Annotated in this window: 24 protein-coding genes; 9 read left to right on the top strand and 15 right to left on the bottom strand. The window is 66.0% G+C overall.

The genetic code is table 11. The features are described from left to right. Positions 1-79: 79 nt before the first annotated feature. The 7 genes from WI560_RS09955 to WI560_RS09925 all read right to left on the bottom strand — a co-directional run bounded on the left by WI560_RS09955 (position 80) and on the right by WI560_RS09925 (position 7,060). Positions 80-472, bottom strand: coding sequence for a FixH family protein (locus WI560_RS09955; protein WP_028135402.1), 393 nt, complete (start codon positions 470-472; stop codon positions 80-82). Positions 473-576: 104 nt separating this feature from the next. Beyond that, positions 577-939: a hypothetical protein gene (locus WI560_RS09950; protein WP_375307857.1), complete on the bottom strand. Its 363-nt coding sequence runs from the start codon at positions 937-939 to the stop codon at positions 577-579. A 141-nt stretch (positions 940-1,080) separates the two neighbouring features. Further along, positions 1,081-1,845: a hypothetical protein gene (locus WI560_RS09945; protein WP_375307856.1), complete on the bottom strand. Its 765-nt coding sequence runs from the start codon at positions 1,843-1,845 to the stop codon at positions 1,081-1,083. A 196-nt stretch (positions 1,846-2,041) separates the two neighbouring features. Continuing rightward, the gene (locus tag WI560_RS09940; protein ID WP_375307855.1) at positions 2,042-2,485 is read right to left on the bottom strand and encodes a hypothetical protein; all 444 of its coding nucleotides are present in this window, start codon (positions 2,483-2,485) and stop codon (positions 2,042-2,044) included. A 30-nt stretch (positions 2,486-2,515) separates the two neighbouring features. Continuing rightward, positions 2,516-5,920 carry a CHAT domain-containing protein gene (locus WI560_RS09935; protein ID WP_375307854.1) on the bottom strand — a complete coding sequence of 1,135 codons (3,405 nt, stop codon included), beginning with the start codon at positions 5,918-5,920 and terminating at the stop codon, positions 2,516-2,518. A gap of 173 nt (positions 5,921-6,093) precedes the next feature. Continuing rightward, on the bottom strand, positions 6,094-6,855 hold the full coding sequence (locus WI560_RS09930; RefSeq protein ID WP_375307853.1) for a hypothetical protein: 762 nt from the start codon (positions 6,853-6,855) through the stop codon (positions 6,094-6,096). Positions 6,856-6,871: 16 nt separating this feature from the next. Beyond that, positions 6,872-7,060 carry a hypothetical protein gene (locus WI560_RS09925; protein WP_028135396.1) on the bottom strand — a complete coding sequence of 63 codons (189 nt, stop codon included), beginning with the start codon at positions 7,058-7,060 and terminating at the stop codon, positions 6,872-6,874. A gap of 254 nt (positions 7,061-7,314) precedes the next feature. Between WI560_RS09925 and WI560_RS09920 the strand changes: the two genes are divergently transcribed. After that, the gene (locus WI560_RS09920; RefSeq protein WP_375307852.1) at positions 7,315-8,292 is read left to right on the top strand and encodes a DUF2336 domain-containing protein; all 978 of its coding nucleotides are present in this window, start codon (positions 7,315-7,317) and stop codon (positions 8,290-8,292) included. 152 nt (positions 8,293-8,444) lie between these two features. On the opposite strand, the gene WI560_RS09915 is transcribed toward WI560_RS09920, so the two are convergent. The 4 genes from WI560_RS09915 to WI560_RS09900 all read right to left on the bottom strand — a co-directional run bounded on the left by WI560_RS09915 (position 8,445) and on the right by WI560_RS09900 (position 11,805). Continuing rightward, positions 8,445-8,789 (bottom strand): DUF1491 family protein, encoded by a 345-nt coding sequence (locus WI560_RS09915; protein WP_375307851.1) that lies wholly within the window; start codon positions 8,787-8,789, stop codon positions 8,445-8,447. A gap of 53 nt (positions 8,790-8,842) precedes the next feature. Further along, complete coding sequence (locus tag WI560_RS09910; protein WP_257177517.1) at positions 8,843-9,058, bottom strand: hypothetical protein; 216 nt, start codon at positions 9,056-9,058, stop codon at positions 8,843-8,845. 145 nt (positions 9,059-9,203) lie between these two features. Further along, positions 9,204-9,908: a peptidoglycan-binding protein gene (locus WI560_RS09905; protein ID WP_375307850.1), complete on the bottom strand. Its 705-nt coding sequence runs from the start codon at positions 9,906-9,908 to the stop codon at positions 9,204-9,206. Then, positions 9,901-11,805 carry an ATP-binding protein gene (locus WI560_RS09900; RefSeq protein ID WP_375307849.1) on the bottom strand — a complete coding sequence of 635 codons (1,905 nt, stop codon included), beginning with the start codon at positions 11,803-11,805 and terminating at the stop codon, positions 9,901-9,903. The genes WI560_RS09905 and WI560_RS09900 overlap by 8 nt, the downstream gene beginning before the upstream one ends. 410 nt (positions 11,806-12,215) lie before the next feature. Between WI560_RS09900 and WI560_RS09895 the strand changes: the two genes are divergently transcribed. Beyond that, positions 12,216-12,659 (top strand): DUF5330 domain-containing protein, encoded by a 444-nt coding sequence (locus WI560_RS09895; RefSeq protein WP_257177514.1) that lies wholly within the window; start codon positions 12,216-12,218, stop codon positions 12,657-12,659. A gap of 67 nt (positions 12,660-12,726) precedes the next feature. Further along, positions 12,727-13,155, top strand: coding sequence for a SufE family protein (locus WI560_RS09890; protein ID WP_375307848.1), 429 nt, complete (start codon positions 12,727-12,729; stop codon positions 13,153-13,155). A 110-nt stretch (positions 13,156-13,265) separates the two neighbouring features. On the opposite strand, the gene WI560_RS09885 is transcribed toward WI560_RS09890, so the two are convergent. Further along, the gene (locus WI560_RS09885) at positions 13,266-13,685 is read right to left on the bottom strand and encodes a MucR family transcriptional regulator (RefSeq protein ID WP_028135388.1); all 420 of its coding nucleotides are present in this window, start codon (positions 13,683-13,685) and stop codon (positions 13,266-13,268) included. A 128-nt stretch (positions 13,686-13,813) separates the two neighbouring features. Beyond that, a complete protein-coding gene (locus WI560_RS09880) occupies positions 13,814-14,674 on the bottom strand; it encodes a DUF308 domain-containing protein (RefSeq protein WP_375307847.1) in 861 nt (286 codons plus the stop codon). Positions 14,675-14,984: 310 nt separating this feature from the next. On the opposite strand from WI560_RS09880, the gene WI560_RS09875 reads away from it, so the two are divergent. Both WI560_RS09875 and WI560_RS09870 read left to right on the top strand, forming a co-directional pair. Beyond that, positions 14,985-16,634 (top strand): glycosyltransferase family 39 protein, encoded by a 1,650-nt coding sequence (locus tag WI560_RS09875; RefSeq protein WP_375307846.1) that lies wholly within the window; start codon positions 14,985-14,987, stop codon positions 16,632-16,634. A gap of 156 nt (positions 16,635-16,790) precedes the next feature. Continuing rightward, complete coding sequence (locus WI560_RS09870; protein WP_375307845.1) at positions 16,791-17,570, top strand: class II aldolase/adducin family protein; 780 nt, start codon at positions 16,791-16,793, stop codon at positions 17,568-17,570. 340 nt (positions 17,571-17,910) lie between these two features. Here WI560_RS09870 and WI560_RS09865 read toward each other — a convergent pair whose 3' ends face one another. After that, a complete protein-coding gene (locus WI560_RS09865) occupies positions 17,911-19,305 on the bottom strand; it encodes a M20/M25/M40 family metallo-hydrolase (protein ID WP_375307844.1) in 1,395 nt (464 codons plus the stop codon). 134 nt (positions 19,306-19,439) lie between these two features. Further along, positions 19,440-21,062, bottom strand: coding sequence for a helicase HerA-like domain-containing protein (locus WI560_RS09860; RefSeq protein ID WP_375307843.1), 1,623 nt, complete (start codon positions 21,060-21,062; stop codon positions 19,440-19,442). Positions 21,063-21,412: 350 nt separating this feature from the next. On the opposite strand from WI560_RS09860, the gene WI560_RS09855 reads away from it, so the two are divergent. The 4 genes from WI560_RS09855 (at position 21,413) to folB (ending at position 23,672) form a co-directional block, all read left to right on the top strand. Then, complete coding sequence (locus WI560_RS09855) at positions 21,413-21,778, top strand: DUF2267 domain-containing protein (protein WP_375307842.1); 366 nt, start codon at positions 21,413-21,415, stop codon at positions 21,776-21,778. Positions 21,779-21,804: 26 nt separating this feature from the next. Continuing rightward, a complete protein-coding gene (locus WI560_RS09850) occupies positions 21,805-22,212 on the top strand; it encodes a DUF4332 domain-containing protein (protein WP_028135381.1) in 408 nt (135 codons plus the stop codon). A gap of 234 nt (positions 22,213-22,446) precedes the next feature. Continuing rightward, on the top strand, positions 22,447-23,307 hold the full coding sequence (gene folP / locus WI560_RS09845; RefSeq protein WP_375307841.1) for a dihydropteroate synthase: 861 nt from the start codon (positions 22,447-22,449) through the stop codon (positions 23,305-23,307). After that, entirely contained in the window at positions 23,304-23,672 is a 369-nt protein-coding gene (folB, locus tag WI560_RS09840; RefSeq protein WP_375307840.1) for a dihydroneopterin aldolase, read from the top strand. Before folP ends, folB begins: the two co-directional genes overlap by 4 nt.

The raw sequence follows: 23,672 nt of genomic DNA, 5'->3' as shown, positions 1-23,672 counted from the left end.
GGTGTGTCATCGCGCGCCGGGCGCGCGTCCATCTGAATGGGACAGGGAAGTCCGGACGCCGCGGACGGCGTCCGCACGCTCACTTGGTCGCCGTGACGATCACCTTGCCGGTGACGGTCTCGGGCTCGCCCTGCACCTTGGCCGACAGCGTGACCTGGTAACGGCCGGCCATCGGCAGGTCGGTCTTGAAGGCGTAGACGCCCGGCTCCTTCGAAGGCAGCGGCGCGACATCGGAGACCATCTCCGCCATCCCGTCCGGGGCCATGTCGACGCGGGTCTTGAAGATGACGGCGTCCGCCACGGGCTTGCCGGTCTGCTTGTTGGTCAGGCGAACCGAGAGCGTGACGTCGTCGCCCTTCTTCATCTGCGCGTTGACGGGCTCGAAGGCATAGTCGCCGGCGCCCGCCATGGCGGCGGAAGCGGCAAGCGAAAGGGTGGCGGCGAGAGCCGCTGTGCTGAATTTGGCAAGCATTGTCCTGTCCTCATGATCTGATCTTTCGCCGTGGCGCAGGAAGCGCGCACGTCAGTCGTCGACGCGCGCAGGCAATGCCGCTCGCGTCCTTGAGCTTGGCGAGATCAGATTCGAGGAGGCCGGAAGGGAGGACTGCCGCCGCGGACGGAGACGACCTGATCCTCAGGGATGGCGATCGTGCTCGCCGCAACGGCGAAATGGCCGAAGGCGACGGGCCTGACGTCATCGAGCGCAACCAGCCCGCCGACGCAGCAGAAGCCCATCCCGCATTTGTAGTCGACGGTCTGGGCCGGCGTTCCCTTCATGTCGGGGCAGCAATCGTCCATCGCCATCTCGGCGTCGCCGCCCATCGGCATGGCCATCTGCATGTCCGGCGACATGGCAAGGCTGGATGCGGACACGCCAGCCGGCAGCATCGCCAAGGATATGGCGATCGCGAATGCCAGGATGGTACGGACGAACCGCATCGATGATCGACTTGCCTTTCGGGGCTGCAACGCCTCTTTTCTAACATATCCCGGAGCCGGCGGCGCTCGTTGATCCGGATCAAGCATTCGTGAGCAGGGTCTTTACGGCGGTCGACAAATTGGCCCGGGTTAAAGGGTGGGCTATCCCAGCAGGCCCTTCAAGCCGGCATAGATGGAGCCGACACCGGTCGCGGCGACGCCAGCCAGCGGGCCGACGGTCTGCATCAGGTCCTGGATCAGGCGGGCGCGGCGGCGCAGTTGCTCTTCGCCGACGTGCTGCCCGAGCAGGCGCGCCACGCGGAAGGCGAACGCGTTCGGCTTGCCGCCCTGGGTCAGCACGCGCGGCAGCACCTGGAAGATCACGACGCTGAGGATGTTTCCGGAGACGAAGGCCAGCAGGATGCTGGCGCCGTATTCGAACACTTCGCGCCATTCGATCCAGGCTTCCGGCAGGATCGGAACGTGATCGTGAATTCCCGTGACCGTCAGCATCGACAGGACGCTGACGGCTGCCGCCAGGAACGCCAGCACCAGGGCCGTCAAGGTCGAAACCCGGTGCAGCGGGTAGGCCACGAATCCGAACAGCAGCGGTATGACGATCGAGGCGATCCGAAGCGGGATCGGCGACACGTTGAAGGTGATGGTCACGAGCACATGCGCGATCACCAGAAGAAGGGACGGTATCGCGACGTAGAGGACTGCATGCGTGGTGAAATAGCGCAGCGGATTCTTGTACCGTTCGAGCCGGACATTGACGCGGTCGAGATCGCGCCTGAGCCTATCCAGATCGGCGACGATCTCTTCGATCTCGAGCAGGGTCGGCCGCACCACGCGCAGGTCGCGCGAGCAGTGCTTGCAGGCGATGGCCTCGTCCTTGATCGTCTCGGCGCAGAACGGACACTCCATCGCTAGCGCGAATGCCTCCGCCTCAAGAAGGCCTCGGCCTCGTCTCTGGCCCGTTTCAGCTCGTCGCGCAGCTCCTGGCGCTTGCGCAGGAGATCGTCACGCTCCGCCATCAGCGTCGCGGGAACGGCGATGTCGCGCCCGCAGTCGCCGCAAACCAGAGCACCCTCCGCTGTCTCGGCGCAGCAATAGGGGCAGCTCACTTGGGTGCGACCTTCAGCGTGAAGACGGTCGTGCCCGACCGGCCGTCACTGTCCTTGATGTCGACCCGCACGGCGTATTCGCCGGGGGGCAGCTCCGCGTCCTGGATGTTGATGCCGTCCGCCTTCACGAACGGCTTGACCCGCGGGGTGAGGTCCACGTTCGGCGTCCGGAGGAAGATCATCTTGACCGACTCCGGATCGATCTTTGCCCCGCCGAACGACTCGAACTTCAACACCAGCGGCATCGGTGAGCTGACGGCAGCGCCGGGCGAGATGAATTCGACCTTCGGACCGCGCAGGATGCCACGACGGTCGGCTGCGACCGCTCCCTTCGGCGGCGGCAGCTTGGCTTCCTCCTCCGTGATCAATTGCGTGGCGCGCGCAGGTGCCGAAAGCAACAAAGCTGCCGCCATTAACCCCAACAAGACATTCCGCTTCATGGCCCGTTCACCCCTTCCCTCACCTTGTCATCACCGCACGCCGCCATCGCCGATGATCGTGTACGGCGCCCAGAACAGCGGATGCGCATAGGCAAACTCGGTCTTGCCCTCGCTGTCGAGATAGCCGGGGCCATCGACGAGGGCCATCGCCGCCTGGCGCAGCGCCTCGCTGCGCGACAGTTTCGGATCGTCGGCCTGCCGCTTGAACAGATCCGTCACCAATTGCCGCGCCGATTGCGAATGCACCGACCAGTTCGTCACCAGCAGCGCACGCGTTCCGGCGTAGAAGAACGCGCGACCGAGTCCGGACGCCGCCTCGGCCCCCGCGCCCGCGCCCGCGCCGGTGTTGCAGGCCGACAGGATCACCCAATCCGCATCGAGCTTGAGGCCGAGAATCTCCTCCATGGTCAGAAGACCGTCGCCGCTCTCCCCCGTCACAGCCGGCGACGATAGAGCGAGTGCCGGCTGCGTCAGACCGTTCAGCTCGCCGGGGACGAGGCCATGGGTGGCGAAGGCCAGGATCCTGAAGCCGGACAGATTCATGGTCTTGACCGCACTCTCGGTGGCGTCCTTGCCGAGGAACAGCACTTTCGACGGGTCGGCCTGCAGCGCCAGCGCAATCGATTTCAGCTCGTCCGCGGTATCTGGAAGCCGGGGCAGGAGACCGAGCTCGGCGCTGTCGACGCCATCCAGCTTCGGACTGTTGCGCCGCTTCAGCGGGCCCCCGCGCGTGACATTGCCGCCGGCGTCGGCGACCTGAATCTTCTCCCCGCCGCCGTCCGCCTCGGCCTGCTGTTCACCGTTGAAATAGGGATCGCCGAAGGCGACGAGGTCGCCGCGGCCGGGCTTGCCCGGCGGCAATTGCCTTAGCGTGCGCAACGCGGCGGCCGACGGCACGGTCGACACCGCATGAGTTCGCGCCAGCCACGGCACGTTGCGATAGCCGACGAAGAGCGGATCCTCTTCGGCAGCCACCTGGGCCGGTGCCGTGGGCAACAAGGACAGCGGCAACAGGCCGAGCGCGCCATTGGTGACGACGATCAGGTTCTTGGCCGGCTTCCAGCCACTCTCAACCGGCTTGAGCAGCAACTCGTAGAGCTCGTGGCCGAGCGCGAGGTCGAAGGGCGGAATGTCCGAGATCATCGCCGCCGGCGGCTCGAGGGCTTCGCGCAGCTTGCGGATCTTGCTCTCGATGTCGCCGATCTTGGCAGGCACGGCGGCGAACGCCACCGGTCCCGACTTCGGCACCGCCCAGACGAAGCTGCCGTTCTGGCCGAAATAGAACGACAGCATCGCCTCGTCGTCGGCCAGCGTCGCGCGGATCTCGGCGACGCTCGGCGGCTTGGGCGAGACGAGATCGGCATAAATCGGGAACTTCTGCTTGATCTCCAGGCGCGCCTTGTCCCGCTGGCTGCGCAAGGCCGCGATCGACGCCTGTATTTGTGCAACGCCCTTCTCGTCGCGTTCCGCTGCTGGAAGCGCGAGCACATTGTTGAGCGTTCCGAGCTGGGCGTTGACCTGCTTGGTCAGATCCTGCTCCTTGCGCACGAGCTCGGCGAGCGCAGGATCCTTGGCCGCCGCACGCGCACTCGAGGCTGCCAGCGCCTGCTGGACCGAACGGCCGCGGATGGCGTCGGCGAGGCTGAACGTCTCCTCGCCGACATCCTTGCCGGTCCCTTCGGCCCTCGCAAGCAGCACCAAGTAGCTCTCGACGATGGTCTGCAGCCGCTGGCTGCGCGCCGCGACCACCGTGGTGTTCTCATCATCGGCGTTCTCGTTGGCGCCCGCCATCATCACCGGAATGGCGGCCTTGTACTCGCGGATCGCCTCGGCATCGCGCTTGGCACGCATCAGGCCGACGGCCAGCGTGCCGCGAGCCGACGCGGCATCGAAGTGATTTTCCCCGACCCGGGCGATCTGCTTCTTCAGGAGCTGCTCGGCGGCCGCGATGCCCGCGTCCAACTGCCCGGAACCGTAGAGCGACAGGATGCGGGAGGGATTGAGCTCGAACACCTGGCGACGCTGGGGCTCCCAGCCGGCGACCGCCTTGTCGATCCGCGCAAACATCTCGCTGGCTTCGGCATTCTGGCGGCGGAGCGTCAGAATGCCGGCGAGCTGCGACAGCAATTGCACCGTCGCTTGCGATTGCTCGGGCACGCCGACCTTGTTGTTGATCTCGAGCGCGACGCGGCCCAGCTTCTCGGCCTCTTCGTAACGACCCTGGTCGACCAGTATGCCCGCCAGGCCCATGACGAAGCGTGGCGTAACCGAGTTGTACTTGCCGGTGTCCTTCAGGCGCGAGAGCAGCGCGCGACGCGCATCCACCTCGGCCTCGGCGAGGCGGCCTTGCTTGGCCTTCATGCGCGCCTGGCTCAGCACGGTGCCGTCGATCGCCTGGAGCAAAACGGTTTCCGCAGGCGCATTGTCCGCTGCCAGGATCGCCTTCGTGCTCGCGCGCTTGCGCAGCTCGGCGTTGCGATAGGCCGCCTCGGCGTCGGCAAACTGCCCGCGCGCCTCGAAGATGATGGCCCGCGTGAGCTCCGTCTCGCCTTCCCAGCTCTGGCCGAACTTGGCATAAGCCGATCGCCAGTTGGGATGGCCGCTGGTGCGAGCCTCCTGGATCACGGTCTGGCTGCGGCGGAGATAGGCTTCAGCCTGCGCGATGTCGCCCATCTGGATGAGGACGGCCGCAATCCCGCGGTTCGTCACGAACTGCAATCCCTTGGCGCCCGGCATGCTGGCCGATTCACGCAACAGCCTTTGCATGATCTCGAGCGCACGTTTCGGATCGCCTGCAAGCGAGTGCTGCAAGGACTGCAGCTGCAGCATCCGCCCCAGCGCGTTCGGGCCGACGGCGCCGCGCCCGACTTCCACGGCCTTGTCGGCGTCGGTTATCGCTTCGGCGAGCCGGCCGAGCTGGGCACGTGCATTGGCGCGGTCGAAATAGAGCTGGGCCAGATCAGCCCGCGACTCTTTCCCCGTCGGTACGGCGTCGGCGTCCGACTGCAACTCCGCGATCGTCTTCTCGTCGGGCCTGTCGCCGTCGAGGACGGCCGTGATGTCGGCGATGCTGCGGGGCGGCGCGACGAAATCCTTCGGCAGCGCCGTACCGAGTTCGAGCTTGGGTGCCGCTTCCTTGGGAAGCTCGACCGCGACGTTGGCGCGGCCATTGGCGGCATTCAGCGCCGCCATCGCACAGGCCCTGACCTGAGGCGATGCCTTGGCGCGGCAGGCTTCGAGATTGGCGCCTCCGCCTGCGCGCATGCAGGCCTGAACGATCGGCTTGCCGACGCTCATGCGGCAATTCTCCAGCGCTGCCTCCCTGCTCAACGCGGCGGCGGAGCCGGCCGATCCGAGCAGAATGGCAAGTGCCAGCAGGTGGCGCGGGGAAACATCCAGACGGCTCTTGAAAGGACGCGCGGCGTCTAAGCTCATCTCGAAGGACCTTCGGGTAAAATGACTTTGAAGAAACGGGACAATCCTATCCGGCCGGCCGGGAAGGACAAGCACTATCAATGGTTCCCGAACGCGCTCAACAGGGCTTCAACGGCCCGCCCGGTATGCCGCGGCGCACGATAGCCGCGTCGACGGGCGGCCGGCCCGCGCGCTCAGCCCTTCGAAATGACCGCGCGGCCGTAGGGCGGTTGCGCCTGAACCGGCGGGTTCGCGGTCTGGGCGGCGAGCTCGCCGATCAGGCGGTCGGCGTCGGCGGCCATGCCGTCGGGGGCCTGGATCACCAGGCGCTCCAGCGCCCAGCGGTAGGACGAGACGCGCTGCTCCAGGCATTGCTGCACCCACTGCACGATCAGCGAGTTCTCCTGCATGCGCGCGACCGCATCGTCCCTCTCCCGCGGCGAAAGCGAGGAGACGCGGGCCATGCTGGCATCGCGCTTCCTGTCGAGGTCGATGACGCGGATCGCGGAGGCAAAGAACGGCTCGAAGCGGGTGATGTCGTTGCGTACGTCCTCGATCAGCAGCGCGTAGCGGGAGGAGTGCGAGCGGTGCGGCTCGTCGATCAGCGTGCGTCCGTACATGGTGCGGTCGAACACGACCTTCTGCCGCCAGGGCGATGGCAACGCCTTGTAGTCGCCGAACACGCTCTTCCATGCGGGGCGCGACAGCGGCGGCTCGATCATGGGATAGGCGAGGTCGCGCAGCTGGCGCTCCTCGTCGGTGAGCTGGAATTGCGAAGGCTTCAGGCCGACGCTGGAGGTGACCTCCGCGCCCAGCCAGCGATGCATGTCGTCGCTGCGCATGCTCTCGCGGGTGCGGCCGAAATCGCCGCCGCTGCAGGCGCCGAGCGTGGCGGCGAGCAACAGGAGCAGGACGGCCGATCTGACGGGCCGGATCTGGCGGATGGTGTCCGGCATTGCCTGAAGCCGGATGTCAGCGACGGCGACGACGACGCCCCGGCGCTGTGCCCTGCTCTGGGCCGCGGTCGCCGCTGGTTTCATCCGCCTCGCGCTCGATCCGGATGGCGGGAAGGATCAGGATCGTTCCCATGTCCGCGCGCGGAGCGACATCGCCCGACGAGCCCACCCGGCGACCGGCCGGAAATTCAATGATGGTCCCCATGTCAGCTCTCTTCAATTGCCGCGCGACCGAACGCGCCCCTGCAACATGCGATTCATTAAGATCAGCTCATGGTTAACGGGGTGTAAACGCGGCCCAGCGACCGTAGCCGCACGGGCCGGCCGCGGCGTCCCGTTCAGGCACGGGATCGCTCCAAAGCGAGCGGCGGCCTTCACGCCTCGTTTTCCTTAACGAGCCTTTAAAGGAGCCTGCGCTAGGCTGGCGACGAGTATATTTTCCAGGTCGCGTATCTCTCCATGACCAAGTCGCTGTTTCCCGGATTCGACGGGCTGATGTCCCTCTCCCGCCGCGAAGGCGTCGATGTTCGGCCGACGCTGCTGCGCGTGCTGACCGACCTCTATGTCCAGACCCGCGTCCACAGCGAGGACGAGCAGCGTCAATTTACCGAGCTTGCGACACGGCTGATCGACCAGGTCGACGATGCGACGCGCGCGGCCGTCAAGGCCAAGCTCGCGATCTATCCGCTGACGCCCGTGCCGGTGCTGCAGAAGCTCGGGCTGGTCGCGGCCCAGGAAGGCCGCAGGGTTCCGCTCGCCCGCGAGATCCCGGCGCCCGCGCCGCCTCCCACCCCAGCCCGCACGCCGAGCGACGCCGAACGGCGCATGGCCGCCAGCATGGCAATGCAGCCGAAGGACGCCGCCGAGATCCACGACATGTTCTTCGGCGCCGGCCCATCCGAGCGCGCGCTGATCCTGCACAATCTGGCGCAGACCCCGCTGAAGGCCGCACCGCGGATCCCGACCGTGCGTGCCAAGCGCGCGATTCAGATCCTGGAGATGGCGGCCATCGCGGGCGACGTCGAGAGCTTCGCCCTGGAGCTCGGCGACAGCCTGATCCTGCCCTCACGTGTCGCAGCCCAGATCGTCGACGATGCCGGCGGCGAAGCCCTCGCGGTCGCGGCCCGCGCGCTCGACATGCCGAGCCCGAACTTCCAGCGCATCCTGCTGTTCTTCAAGCCGGCGATCGGCAATTCCGTGAACGAGGTGTACCGGCTGGCGCGGCTCTACGACCGCCTCAGCGACCGCTCGGCGCTGGTGATGCTGGCGGCCTGGCGCGGTTCGACGCTCGCCGTCACCCGCGCCAAGTACCAGCCGTCACTGCACGACGGCGAACGCCAGCGCGCCCGCGCCGGCGCGAGCCAGACGCGGCCCGGCGTGCAGCCGGGTGCGGTGCCGGCGCGCCGCACCGGCACCGATGGATCGTCGGAGCGGTAGCGCGGACGGTTGAGCCCGTAGCCCGGATGGAGCGTTGGGCGCGACACCTCTGCAAGCTCCGTCATTGCGAGCGCAGCGAAGCAATCCAGAATCCCTTCGCAGAGAAATTCTGGATTGCTTCGTCGCTTCGCTCCTCGCAATGACGGCGGTGGTTACGTCTTCGCCAGCTCCAGAAAATGCCGTCCGGCGCGATCCTCGGTCTCGACGATCCAGGCGTCCGGATCGAAGCGGATTTCCCTGGTCAGCCGTTCCTCGATGGTGTGCTCCGGCAGAGGTTGCGGCGCCACCGGCACGAAGAAGCGATCGACGGGGCGGTCATCGTCGTAGGAGGTCTGCGGGGCCGGTACGTACAGCATCGCATGGCCGTTGAGCAGAGACACCTTCACGAACACCGCTCCCGCCTCCTCGGCGCCGCGCCGGCGCACCGCGCCGAACACCCCTTCGGTCTGGCACCGGCGCAGATAGGCGGCGACCCATATGTTGGATTTCAAGCGCATGAGTCGAACGATAGGCCGGCGTGACGCGCGCCGCCAGTGTCAGCGTCCGATTGTCACGCCTTGCCGATGCCTTGCCCCTGCCCGCCATTGATCTGGCGCGCGACGAGATATGACAGCGGCATGGCAAGCGCAAAGCCGACGGCGACCGCATAGGGGATGTTTCTGATGGAATCGGCGGCGAAGCTCGGCACCATCAGCACGACGATCAGGCTGACGCCCGCCAGCACCGTACCCAGCATGATCCAGACCAGAACGGAGACCTTGAACATGGCACCCTCTCTTCCTCGTTGAAGATAGGCGATCATGATCGCAAAGGCTGGCGGCTGTCATTGATCCCAAGCAAATCGCGCCAGCAGAACGCAGCCTCGCGGCGATGCCGCAAGTTGATCCGCGTCAATGACAGCGGGGATGCGCTTATTCGACGGGGTGGCCGATCGCGGCACCGAGCTCGCGCAGCAGCCGATCGGAGAGCTGGCCGGTGACCTGCATCTTGTGCTCGCGCTCGAACTTCTGGATCGCGGACTGGGTCTCGCCGTTCATCGTGCCCGTGATCTTCAGATTGCCGTAGCCGTATTCGGACAGCGCGCGCTGCACCCCGGCGATACGCCGTGCCGCCGGGCTCTGCGGCACGGGAATCGGGGCCGGCGGGCGCATGGCGGACGTCGGGGTAGAGGTCGTCTGCTTGACCAGATTGGTCATGGGATCGTTCGCGCGCGTCGATGCGGTCGCCTCGACGGGCTTCTCCGGCGCCTTCTCGGCGGCGCGCTCGGCGGGTTTGGGCTCGGCGCGGAACTCGGTCGCGCGCGGCTCGAGCGGCGAGCTATCGGCGCCGACGGGGCGCGGACGCGGCAGGGGGTTCGACAGCTGCATCGATGACGGCGCGGGCAGATTGATCACGGTGCCGAACATCGGCGCCGGGTGCCGGCCGGTCTGCAGGAACAGCGCATTGGCAACGATCGCGCCGACCGCCGCGACCGCGACGAGACCGGCCAGCGTGTCCTTGGGGCTGTGCAGCAGCACGCGCATCACGAGGTTGCGCTCGGTCTCGACATCGACCGTCGCAGCCTTGGCACCGCGGCGGCGCGGAGCGGCTTCGTCCTTGGCAGACTTCTTAGGCACTTTTCTTCACCAGAGCGGGTTGGTCCTGAGACTGGTCGTGAGCTTGGTCTTGAAGCTCCTGACCTTGAGGTCCTTGGAATTCTTGTCCTTGAAATTCTTGGCGCAGCGCCGGCGTCAGCGTCGCGATCTTGCTCTCGGCCGGCCTGGCTTGCGGCGGCGTGTAGACGAGCGGCAGCTTGACGGTGACGGCGGTGCCCTCTCCCAACCTGCTTTGTACCGTCAATTCGCCGAGATGCAACGCCACGAGGCTCTTCACGATCGAAAGCCCAAGACCGGTGCCTTCGTGACGGCGCTGATAGGTCTTGCCCGCCTGGAAGAACGGCGCGCCGATGCGCTGGAGATCGTCCGGCGCGATGCCGACGCCGGTGTCGCTGATGCGCAGCATCAGCTGCGAGCCGGTCACCGCGGCGGAGACGGAAACCTGACCGCCGCGCTCGGTGAACTTGATGGCGTTGGCGACGAGATTGAGCACGATCTGCTTGAAGGCCCTGGGATCGCCGGTCATGACAGGCAGGTCGTGCGGCGCGTCGGTGATGAGGTCGATGCCGTTTTCCCGCGCCTTCAGCGCCAACAGATTGCAGCAATGCAAGAGCGAGGCGCGCGGCGCGAACGGCTCGGACGCGATCTCGAAATTGCCCGATTCCATCTTCGACATGTCCAGGATGCCGTTGACGACCGACAAGAGATGCTGGCCGGAATCGTTGATGAGCTGGGCATATTCCCGGCGCTGGGCCGCGCCCAGCATCAGGGCCTGCTCCTGCGCGATCATCTCCGAGAAGCCGATGATGGCATTCAGCGGCGTCCGCAGCTCGTGACTCATGGTGGCGAGGAAGCGGGTCTTGGCGGCATCGGCCGCTTCGGCGGCGCTACGCGCCTGCTCGAGCGCCTGCTCGGACAGCTTGTGGTCGGTGACGTCGCGCATCACGGCGACGACTTCGGCCTCACGCGTGAGGTCTCGATGCGGATCCTGGCCCATGCCCTGGTCGACCGGCCGGCAGCGCATCTGGACCCAGAGAAAATCGACCTGACCGCGCTCCGAACCATCGGCCTCGCGCCGCAGCCGGAACTCGACGCTGCGCACCTCGCCGCGCGCGGCATCGGACAGCGCGGTGAGATAGGCCGGGCGATCGGCGACATGGACGCGGTCGAACAAGCCGTGACCGAGCAATTGCGCCGCCGGCAGGCCGAGCATGGCCTCCGCCGCCGGCGAGATGAACTGCACCGCGCCGTTGCGCTGATGCCGCGAGATCACATCGCTCATGTTGCGGGCGAGCAGGCGATAGCGCTCCTCTTCGCGCGAGAGCAGCGCCATGCTGGTGCGTGCCAGCGATTGCGCGCCGAAGGCAAGGCCCGCGGCATAGAGCGTCGCCGAGACGACGCCGCAGGCCATCAGCACGCCGCGTTCCGCGGCGCTGATGTCCGCGGACGGCAGCCAGCCGAGCTGACCGAGCAGGATCAGGAGGCCCGCACAGGACAGCGCGAGCAATGAGGCGAAGGCGGCGACACGGCGCGAGGCCGACAGCGCGGCTTCGAGCGGAACCACGACCAGCCAGACCGCGGCGAACGATTCGATGCCGCCCGTGCTGCCCGCAACCGCCATGATCAGGCCGGCGAGCGCCAGCGACGACAACACATGCGCGCCTTCATAGCGTCCGGTGCGCGACAGGAACCAGGACAACAAAATCGGCGCGATCAGCCATGCGAAAGCGGCGACCTCGACCGCGCTCGGCGCGCCCCGCATGGCGAGATAGACCGGAAATGCGGCGAAGGCGCCCAGGCTGCCGAGCAGCCGCGGCGCCATGAAGGCACGATGGCGCGCTCGCATCAGCGCATCGGAACGCGCGGAGGGATGCAGCAATGCATCGAGACAATCGCGGATGATACTCAAAACTGTCACGGGTCTCGCGCTTCGGCTCAATCGTCGTAGAAGACGCGCCGGAACGCCTCCTTGTCGTTGAGCCACCGTGTCAGAGCGACCTTAAACGAGTGCTAAGGCGGCGGGACGCGCCACCGGACGCCGGGACATCGCGCGGCTTTTTAGACGATTTGACGACGTCTTCGCTGCGGATGGTGAACACAGGGTTTCATCTTCCCGCTGATGGTTTCGAATTGGTGGATATGCCTGCCGGTAGGATCACGGGCCGCGGCGTCAATCGAAAATTTACGACGCCGTCGATCCCGAAGAATTTTGCGCCAATTCTCCGCGAATTAAGCTCAAGGCAATGACTTGCGATTTATCGAGAGTTGCTAGGTCGGAACGCGCGCGGACCATCGCCGCGGACGGGATCTGCCATACAGGTCGACAAGATGCGTTTTCTGCTCCGCATCACATTCTGGCTCGGGCTGGTGCTGGTGCTCCTGCCGCGGGACAAGACGCCCGAATCGGACAAGCTGCCGCAGATCGGCGCTGCCGACGCGGTTCAGGCTGCGACCGCGGCCGTCTCCGACATGACCCAGTTCTGCAAGCGCCAGCCGGCGGCCTGCGAGGTCGGCGGACAGGCCGCGACCATCATCGGCCAGCGCGCCCAGGACGGCGCGCGCAAGATCTACCAGATCATCAACGACAAGAAAGAGCAGATCGGCCACGACAAGAACGAGAAGATCGACAAAACCGACAAGAAGGCGCCCGACCATACCGGCTCGATCGCGATGGCCGGCGAAGGCGATGCCGTCTCGAGCGAAGCGCCGCGCGACACCCTGAGCCAGGACGACCTCGCGCTGGAATGGCGCGGCCCTCAAGCGGCGAATTAGCGCCAAACCCTATCGATTTCGGCGCCTCGCATCCTTATATTGGCGGGAAGCGGGAACATGGGCCAGCATGACGACGATCGACGAAATCAGGGACAATTTCGAGCTTCTGGACGAGTGGGACGACCGCTACCGGTACGTCATCGAGCTCGGCCGGACCCTGGAACCGATGCCGGAGGCCGAGCACTCCGCCGAGAACAAGGTGAATGGCTGCGTCAGCCAGGTCTGGCTGCAGAAGCTGGTCGACCGCAGCAAGGGTGTTCCGATCCTGAGGTATCGCGGCGACAGCGACGCGCATATCGTGCGCGGGCTGGTCGCGATCGTGCTCTCGCTCTATTCGGGCCGCACGCCGCAGCAGATTCTGGACACCGACGCCATCGCCGTGTTCGACGAGTTCGGCTTTCGCGATCATCTGACGCCGCAGCGCTCCAACGGCCTGCGCTCGATGGTCGAGCGCATCAAGACCGACGCGAGAGAGGCGCTCGCCGAAGCGACGTAGCATTCTTCGTAGGCGGGCCGAGCGAAGCGTGCCCACGTCCTGAATGCGATTGGAGACGTCTCGTGGGCACGGCGCTTCGCGCCTTTGCCCACCCTACGAAAACTGCGCCTCTACTTCCCCTTCTTCCGCTGCTGCTGTCCCAGGCCCATCTGCTTGGCGAGTTGCGAGCGCGCCACCGCGTAGTTCGGCGCGACCATGGGGTAGTCGGCCGGCAGGCCCCATTTCTCGCGGTATTGCTCCGGCGTCATGTTGTACTGGGTGCGCAGATGGCGCTTCAGAGATTTGAAGCGCTTGCCGTCTTCCAGGCAGACCAGATAATCGGGCGCGACCGACTTCTTCAGCGAGACCGCCGGCTTGGCCGGCTCGAGCGGCGCAGTCTCGGTGCGGCCGGACGACACCCGCACCAGGGCGCCGTGCACCTGGCTGATCAGGTTCGGAATCTCCGCGGCCGGCGTCGGATTGTTGCTGAGATAGGCCGACACGATGCTCGCCGTCAGCTCGATGAAATTCTTCGCCCCAGCGTCCGACATCGGCCCGCCTCTCTCCACCTTGCGCCTTACGGGATAGACGACGGCGGACCATTGCCTGTCAACAAGCCGTTCGGCCGAAACAAGTCGACGACCGACGAGGCCACAACAACGGCGGCGCTCACTTCTGCTCAGCCGCGCTGGTCGAGATGGGAACGGAGCTCGTCGATGGAGGCAAAGCGCATCATGCCCTCCGGCATCTGCGCTTCGATCGAGCCGTCGGAATAGAGCGAATAGGCCATGCCGTCGACGATTCCGGACTTTAGCACGGTCACGGGCGGCTGCTCGGGCGCGGCCGCCGGCTCAGGTGCGGGCGACGGCGGCGCGGGAGCGGCTTCCGCGGAGGGCGGGCGCGGCGGCGGCCGGCGCGAACCTACGAGCGGCTCCGGTGGGCGCATGCGCTCCGGCTTCGGCCAGGCGTCGTCGAAGCTGGCAGGCGGAGCGTCCTGCGCCGCGGGCGCTGCGGGCGCTTCGAGAGGCGGCGGCGCGCCCTCGGTCGTCTTCGCCTCCGCACGCTCGCGCTCCTTGCGCGAGGTCGAGGCGAACAACAGGTTGCGTCGGCGCGGCGCTTCGGGAGTCGCGGGCGGCGTCGGAGCTTCCGGCTCCGGCGCTGTCTCGGGGCGCGGACGCTCGCGCGCGGAGGCTTCGCTCTGCCACGGCGGCGGGCCTGCGGGCGGTGGCGGCGCCGGCTCGGTCCTGGCCGCCGAGGCAGGCATCGGCTCGGGCGCAACGGCGCCTGATGTGGCGAGGCCCGGCAGCACGGGCCTGACCCGCACTTCGGACGGCGCACCGGCCAACCGGCGAGCGATGCCCCGCAGCTCCGCGACCACGAGATAGAGGCCCGCCAGTAACAGTCCGGAGCAGACGGCGATCGTTCCCGCGATTATGAGGGGACTGCCGAGGCTGAACTCTCTCACGGAGAAGCCGAACAGGATCGAAAGGAGGCCCGCCACGACGGCGAAAATCCCCGCGATCAACAATGCCAAGGTCATCGAACTCACCCCCGGCCGCACACATCCACACGCGACCCGTCACGCCACGATATCGTCATACGCCGTTCCGCGCCAACGACCAATTGCAGCCCGCGTTCCTAATGGGAAGGAAATCAGGGACTTATTCACATTCCCTTCAGACAGGGCTCGCTACTGCTAGGCTGCTCTGAAATCGGGAATTGCTGCGGCGCATCAGGAATTTAGCCATAATGCCCAATTACTTGGTAATGGAACTGCGCTATAGGGAAACCGGGGTTGAGGCCCGCGCGCACCAGCAGGGCCAAGAGGGGATTCCGGGGCGCCAATAGCCATGACATCCATCACGACGTCGGCGATCGACACGCCTCAACGGCGCTCGGTCGAACGGACTTGCGACGATCTCGCCATGCTGGTGCTGGCCGTGGTCGCTGTCGTTGCGGGCCTGACCTTCCGCGACTACGGCCTCGGCTGGGACGATTACACCCACGCCGAATATGCCGACCTGCTGCTGCGCATGTTCGGTTCCGGCTTCAAGGACAATGCGGCGCTCTCCTTCGCCAATCTCTACATGTATGGCGGCGGCTTCGACATGGTCGCAGCCCTCCTGCACAAGATCATTCCGCTCGAATTGTTCGAGACGCGACGCCTGGTCGGCGCCATCGTCGGCGTGATCGGACTCGCGGTGACGTGGCGGCTCGGCCGCCGCATCGGCGGCCCGCTCGCCGGTCTTGCCGCGCTCCTGCTGCTCGCGCTGTGCCCGATCTTCTACGGCCACATGTTCATGAACCCGAAGGACGCGCCCTTCGCGGTGGCCATGATCATCCTGATGCTGGGCCTCGTCCGGCTCGCCGAGGAATATCCGCAGCCCTCGCCACGCACGATCCTGATCGTCGGGCTCGGCGCCGGTCTTGCGATCGGCTGCCGCGTTCTCGGCGGGCTCGCCCTGGTCTACGCCGTGCTCGGCTTCATCCCGCTGTTCCTGGAGGAACTGCGCAGCCAAGGCCTGCGCGAGTCGGCGCGCCGCTTCGCCCATGTCGTTTATGTGCTGCTGCCCGGCCTCGCGTTCGGCTATCTCCTGATGGGCTTGCTCTGGCCGTGGTCGATCATGGAACCCGGCAATCCCTTCCAGGCGCTGACCTACTTCTCGCACTTCTTCGAGAAGCCGTGGAAGGAAATGTTCGACGGCGCGATCGTGTCGGTGCCCGACATGCCGTGGTCCTATCTGCCGACGCTGTTCGCGCTGCAGCTGCCCGAAGTGATGCTGGTGCTGATGGCCGGCGCGGTGTTCGGCACCTTCGCCATGCTGGCGCGAGACAAAGTGCCGGCGCGGCGCAAGACCATCATGCTGATGCTGACGCTGGCTGCGACCCTGCCGCTTGCGATCGCGATGGTGAAGCGGCCGGCGCTGTACAACGGCATCCGCCATTTCGTGTTCGTGATTCCGCCGATGGCGGTGCTCGGCGGCGTCGCTTTCGCACGGGCGATGGAGCGCCTGCGCGCCAATCACCGCACCTGGCAGCCCGTCGTGCTCGCCACTTTCTGCTTCGGCCTCGCGTTGCCGCTCGCCGAGATGATCCGGCTGCATCCCTATCAATACACGCACTTCAACCACATCGCCGGCACCGTGCGCGGCGCCGACAGCCGCTTCATGCTGGACTATTGGGGCCTCGCGCTGAAGCAGGCCTCCGACGGATTGCGCGAGCAGATCGTCGAGCGTCAGGAGGTGCCGCCAGCGAACCGCAAATGGAAGGTCGCGGTGTGCGGTCCGCAGCGCCCGGCGCAGGTCGCCCTCGGCCCCGACTTCACCATCGGCTGGGATTCCAACGCGGCCGATTTCGCCATGACGCTCAGCGAGTTCTACTGCAAGGGCCTGACCGCGCCGGTGATGGTCGAGATCAAGCGCGACGACGTGGTGTTCGCCCGCGTCTACGACATCCGCGGCCGCAGCATTTCCAGCCTGCTGTCGATCCCGCCGCCGTAAATGATTCTCCCGTAGCGCTTCCGCCTTCGCTCTTCGAGCTACCGCGGACAAGCATGCGGGTGACGCTTGACTGCCGCGCTTCCGACGCGCCTTGCTGCCAGCCATTTGCAAGTCTACGCTCCCTCCCCGCAACAACGATGTTCGGAGAGATCAGCCATGTCGCCAGCGGAAGCGCGCCTGAAGGAAGTGCCGTCTGATATGACGGAGGCCGAGTGGCAGCAACGGGTCAATCTCGCCGCCTGCTATCGCCTGGTCGCGCTGTACGGCTGGGACGATCTGGTCGACACCCACATCTCTGCGCGCGTGCCCGGCCCCGAGCATCACTTCCTCATCAACCCCTACGGACTGATGTTCGAGGAGATCACGGCGTCGAGCCTCGTCAAGGTCGATTTGCACGGCAACCAGCTCTCCGAGAGCGAATACAGCATCAACCCGGCGGGCTTCACCATTCATTCGGCGATCCACGAGGTCCGCGAGGACGCGATCTGCGTGCTGCACCTCCACACGCTCGACGGCACCGCAGTGTCGAGCAGCGCAGAAGGCCTGTTGCCGCTGAACCAGACCGCTCAGCTCGTCACCCACGACCTCGCCTATCACGACTACGAAGGCATCGCACTGGACCACGACGAGCGGCCGCGGCTGCAGAAGGATCTCGGCGACCACAACCACATGCTGCTGCGCAATCACGGCACGCTCACGGTCGGCCGCTCGGTCGCCTCCGCCTTCGAGCGCATGTACCACCTCGAGCGCGCCTGCTCGATGCAGGTTCGCACCCGCGCGCTCGGCACGCCGGTCTATCCGGTCGAGGAGATCGCGATCGAGAAGAACGCCGAGCTGCTCGCCAACCGCGACCGCGCCGAGCTGCGCGCCACCAACCTGGTGTGGCCGCCGCTGCTGCGCAAGCTCGACCGCGAGCTTCCGGGCTACCGGTCTTGAGATTTTCAAGAGTTTGAGGTAGTCTTTTTACCGAACTACCTCTGCACGCTCTGGAATGAAACGCCGCCCAATCCCGGGCGGCGTTTTTGTTTGGGGACACACGCCGCCTTCATTGCGAGGAGCTCGCGACAAAAATTGCATAGCAATTTTGCGCTGATGCGACGAAGCAATCCAGACTGTTTCCGCGGAAGGATTCTGGATTGCTTCGCTACGCTCGCAATGACGGGGTCTCGTAGGGTGGGCAAAGCGAAGCTTGCCCACGTTCTTTCGCAATCATTGAGAGATGGTGGGCACGGCGCTTTGCGCCTTTGCCCACCCTACGGCACTACGGCACCCGCGCCTATTTCACCTCCGCCAGTGCCGCCAGGATGCGGGCCCAGGAGCGGATGCCCTTCTGGAAGCTGCGCAGGTCGTACTTCTCGTTCGGGGAGTGGATGTTGTCGTCGTCGAGGCCGAAACCGACCAGCAGTGAATCGAGGCCGAGCGTGCGCTTGAAGTCGGCGACGATCGGAATCGAGGCGCCGGAGCCCATCAGCACGGTCTCCTTGCCCCATTCTTCCGTGAGCGCCTTGCTGGCGGCGGCGAGCGGCTTCATGTTCCAGTCGAGTGCGACGGCAGGCGCGGCGGAATGGTCGCCGAACTCGACCTTGCAGTCGCCCGGGAGCCGTGCGGTGACGTAATCGCGGAAGGCTTTGCGGATCTTCTGCGGGTCCTGTCCTTCGACCAGGCGGAACGAGACCTTGGCGGAGGCATGCGAGGGGATCACCGTCTTGGAACCCTCGCCGATATAGCCGCCCCAGATGCCGTTGACGTCGCAGGTCGGGCGCGACGAGGCCTGCTCGATCAGCAGGCGCCCCTTCTCGCCGGCAGGGATCGACAGGCCGATCGGCTTCAGGAACATCTCGGGCGTCAGGTTGAGCTTCTTCCATTGCGCGAGGATGTCGGGCGGCAGATCCTTCACCCCGTCATAGAAGCCGGGAATGGTGATGCGGTTGTCGTCGTCGAACAGCCCGCCCAGGATTTTCGTCAGCACCCGGATCGGGTTCATCGCGCTGCCGCCGAACACGCCGGAATGCAGGTCGCGATTGGCGGCGGTGATCTTCAGCTCTTCATAGAGCAGGCCGCGCAGCGAGGTCGTGATCGCCGGCGTGTTGCGGTCCCACATGCCGGTGTCGCAGACCAGCACGTAGTCGGCCTTGAACTCGTCCTTGTTGGCCTCGATGAAGGGCACGAAATTCTTCGAGCCGACCTCCTCCTCGCCCTCGATCAGGAAGGTGACGTCGATCGGCAGCGAGCCCGTCACCTTTTTCCAGGCGCGGCAGGCTTCCACGAAGGTCATCACCTGGCCCTTGTCGTCCTCGGCGCCACGCGCGACGATGATCTTGCGGCCGTCGGCGTGGTCGGTCACCACGGGCTCGAACGGCGGGCGGTGCCAGAGATCGAGCGGATCAACCGGCTGCACGTCGTAATGACCGTAGAAGATCACATGCGGCCGCTCGCCGGCCCCGGTCTTGCCGACGATGGCGGGATGGCCCGCGGTCGGCCTCACCTCGGTGGCAACACCGAGGCTCGCAATGTCCTTGGCGAGATGGTCCGCCGCCGCCTTGCAATCCCCGGCAAAGGCCGGATCCGCCGAGATCGACTTGATCCGGAGCAGCGCGAACAGACGCTCCAGGCTGTTGTCGAAATCCTTGTCGATGTGGTCGAGCACGGATTGAAGCTGCGCATTGGCCATGATCGTGTTCCTGATTGCCGGGTATCGAGACGTCTGCGCTTTTAGCGCTGCCGCCGCGGCCGTGCCAGCCACAACACCACATGGCAAGCCCGCCGCAGGCAGGCGTCGCAACGGATCGCCAGAAGGGAGCTGCCCTACCGCCGCAGCAATCCGCCGAGCGCGCCGCGGACCAGCGTGCGGCCGATCGAGCCGCCGAGCTGGCCGCCGAGCGACTTGCCGATATTGGCCGCCATCCCGCCGATCACCTGGTTGGTGACCGATCGCGTCACGTCGCGCGCGATGACCTGGCCGGTCGACAGCCGGCCGCGCTTGACGTTGGTGCCGAACACGGTGCCGACGATCGAGCCGATCTGGCCGAGAATGCCGCCGCCGCTCCCGCCAGCCGGGCTGTCGGCCGTCGCCGCGGTGCCGGCAATGCGCTTCTGGATCATCTCGTAGGCGGATTCTTCGTCGACGGCGGTGTCGTACTTGCCCTTCACCGGGCTCGCAGCCATGATCGCCTTGCGCTCGTCGGGCGTGATTGATCCGATGCGGGCCGACGGCGGACGGATCATCACCCGCTCGACCATGGCCGGCGTGCCATTGCCCTCGAGGAAGGACACCAGCGCCTCGCCCTTGCCGAGCTCCGTGATCACCTTGGCCGTGTCGAGCTTCGGGTTGGGCCGGAAGGTCTGGGCCGCAGCCGCGACCGCCTTCTGGTCGCGCGGGGTGAAGGCGCGCAGCGCGTGCTGCACCCGGTTGCCCAGCTGTCCGAGCACACGGTCCGGAACGTCGATCGGGTTCTGCGTCACGAAGTAGACGCCGACGCCCTTGGAGCGGATCAGGCGGACAACCTGCTCGATCTTGTCGAGCAGCGCCTTGGGCGCGTCATTGAACAACAGATGCGCCTCGTCGAAGAAGAACACCAGCTTCGGCTTGGGCAGATCGCCGGCCTCGGGCAGCTCTTCGAACAGCTCCGACAGCATCCACAGCAGGAAGGTCGCATAAAGCCTGGGGTTCTGCAGCAGCTTGTCGGCGACCAGGATATTGACCATGCCGCGGCCGTCGCGGTCGGTCTTCATGAAATCCTCCAATGCCAGCGCCGGCTCGCCGAAGAATTTGGTGCCGCCCTGGTTCTCCAGCACCAGGAGCTGGCGCTGGATGGTGCCGACGGTGGCCTTGGTGACGTTGCCGAACCCCTGCGCGGCCTTGCGGATGACGGCGAGCGGATCCTCCTCCGCGTCCGCCGCTTTCTTCCCGCCATTGGGCACGATGGCGTCGAGCAGCGCGCGCAGATCCTTCATATCGACGAGGGTGAGCCCGGCGTCGTCGGCGACGCGGAAGGCGACGTTGAGCACGCCTTCCTGCACGTCGTTCAGATCGAGCATGCGCGCGAGCAGAAGCGGCCCCATCTCGGTGACGGTCGCGCGCACCGGATGACCCTGCTCGCCGAACACGTCCCAGAACACCGTCGAGAACTGGTCGGGCTGGAAATTCAGCCCCATTGCGGCGGCGCGCTTGAGGATGAAGTCCGCGGGCACGCCGACCTCCGAGATGCCGGAGAGGTCGCCCTTGATATCGGCGGCGAAGACCGGAACACCGGCGCGCGCAAATCCTTCCGCCATCACCTGGAGCGTCACGGTCTTGCCCGTGCCGGTTGCACCGGTGACGAGGCCGTGGCGATTGGCGAGCGCCAGCGTCAGCCAGGCCTGCTCGTCTCCCTTGCCGACGAAGATCTTGTCGTCGGTATCGCCGAGCTTGCTGTCCTGTGCGGTCATTCTTCTCTCTGATCTCTTCTTGCCGGGTTTCACGTATCGAAACTCGAATGCACCAGTTCCGTAGTTTAACGCATGTCGCGCACCGATTAAAACCATTCAACGCGCTCGAAGCATGCGACAGCGCCGGAAACAGACGGACGACATCAGCCGAAAGTAGCAGCGGGCCGTTCGCAACGCGGCAATTTTTCGCCGATTCCATCTCCGCTCTTGCACCGCTGCAACACTTTTCGTGCCTTGGAAGATGAATCGCTCCGACGCCCGCGTTCATCGCTTGAATTTCACATCACACCGGCTCAAGATCATTCTCGAAAGAAATACTCCGGCATGCAACCGGCTGAGGGGCGGACCTTATGGACGAACTGATCGGGCGGCTGGCGACAAACGCCAGCATAGATAGTGCTGTGGCTGAAAAGACCGTCGGCATCATCCTGGGCTTCCTCCGCAGCGAGGGTCCTCCCGATAGCGTGCAGGCCCTGATCGATCAGATTCCCGGAGCGGAAGCCGCAATCGAGGCATCCAGGAGCGGCGGCGGGCTGTCGCGGCTGATGGGTGGCGGCTTGATGGCGGTCGGCACGCGCCTGATGGGCCTGGGGCTCGGCATGTCCGAGATTCAAAAGGTCGCCCGTGAACTTTTCCGCTACGGTCGAGACAAAATCGGAGCGGATCAGATGGGCAGGATCGTTGCGGGGACGCCGGGCCTCAGCCAGTTCGCCTGAAGCTTCGGCATTTCATATCGAGTATCATGACATATCCGATCTCCGAGATTGAGGGCCTGTCGGCCTTTGCCGCCAACAAGCTGAAGGCGCAGGGCATCCGCACCACCGACGCGCTGCTCGAGGCGGCCGGCACGGTGAAGGGCCGCAAGGCGCTTTCCGCCAAGACCGGCATCAGCGAGCAGCTCCTGCTGGAATGGGCCAACGTGTCCGACTACATGCGCATCCCCGGCATGGGCCGGGCCAAGGTCGGCCTGGTCCGCGCCGCCGGCGTCACCACCGTGCGCGAGCTCGCCTACAGGAATCCGGCAAGGCTCGCCCAGAGCATGCGCGACGCCAACGAGAAGAAGAAGCTGCTGCGAATCCTGCCTTCCGAGAAGTCGGTCGGCGACATCATCGCCAAGGCGAAGAAGCTGCAGCCGAAGATCACGTATTAGCGCGAACGTCTCAGGATAAGGCGAGCCGAGCGGCTCTCGGCATCCATTTGCCCAAGGGGCAATAATGCCTGCTCAGACTCCGCGGTCATACTCCGCGAAAGCGGAGTATCCAGTACGCCGCAGCCTCTCCGTATCACGGCGCGGCCTCTGGAATACTGGATTGCCCGCTTTCGCGGGCAATGACAGCGAGGGGTTGGTCTTGACTCCCCCTCCCCGCCCGCTAAAGCGGGCGCCATGAATGCCTCGCCCTCCCCATCCGTCCCGCCGGCCGGCTCGGCCGGGCCAGATGTGCTGCGGACGCTGCTGGAACGGCCGATCCCGGCGGTGATGGGCGTGCTCAACGTCACTCCGGACTCCTTCTCCGACGGCGGCGAGTTCATCGCGCCGGAATTGGCGCTGGCACGGGCGCGGGCGATGATCGAGGCCGGCGTCGACATCATCGATATCGGGGCCGAGTCCACCCGGCCCTACAAGGGCGCCAAGCCCGTCAGCGCGGACGACGAGCTTGCCCGGCTGAAACCGGTGCTGGCTGGCGTCGTCGCCCTCGGCGTGCCGGTCTCGATCGACAGCATGAAGGCGGAGGTGGTGGCTTTCGCGCTCGACCAGGGCGCGGCGATCGCCAACGACGTCTGGGGCCTGCAGCGCGACCCCGCCATGGCCCCGCTGGTGGCGGCAAGAGGCGTCCCCGTCATCGTCATGCACAACCGCGACGATGCCGATCCCGCCATCGACATCATTACGGACATGAAGACGTTCTTCCTGCGCTCGCTCGACATCGCCGCAAAGGCCGGCATCGCGCGCGACAGGATCGTGCTCGATCCCGGCATCGGCTTCGGCAAGACCGCCGAGCAGAGCATGACCGCGCTGGCGCGCTTGCGCGAATTCGCAATGTTCGGCCTGCCGATCCTGGTCGGCGCCTCGCGCAAGCGCTTCATCTCTTCCGTATCGCCGTCCGAGCCGAAGGAGCGGCTCGCCGGCTCGATCGCCGCGCATCTGATCGCCGCGCAGCGCGGCGCCAGGATCATCCGCACCCATGACGTCGCCGAGACCTTGCAGGCGCTGCTTGTGGCGAACGCAATCGAGGGCAAGCAATGACCGACACGATCTTCGTCACCGGCCTGTCGATCCACGCCCGCCACGGCGTGATGGATCATGAGACCGAGGTCGGCCAGCGCTTCGTCATCGATCTCGAACTCTATACCGACCTGTCGGAGCCTTCGCGCAGCGACCGGCTCGCCGATACGGTGTCCTACGCCGAGGTCGTGGCGACGACGACGGCGGCGTTCAAGAATACCAATTACAAGCTGCTCGAGCGCGCGGCGGGCGCGGTGGCCGACGCCATCCTGTCGCACTTCCCGCGCATCCGCGCCGTGAGGGTCACCGTGCACAAGCCGCATGCGCCGATCGCCGCGATCTTCGACGACGTCGGCATCGTGCTGACGCGCTCGCGGCATCCCTGA

The sequence above is a fragment of the Bradyrhizobium sp. A11 genome (assembly GCF_042077125.1).
GTDB classification, from domain to species: domain Bacteria; phylum Pseudomonadota; class Alphaproteobacteria; order Rhizobiales; family Xanthobacteraceae; genus Bradyrhizobium; species Bradyrhizobium japonicum_B.
This window is presented reverse-complemented; position numbering and strand designations above follow the sequence as displayed.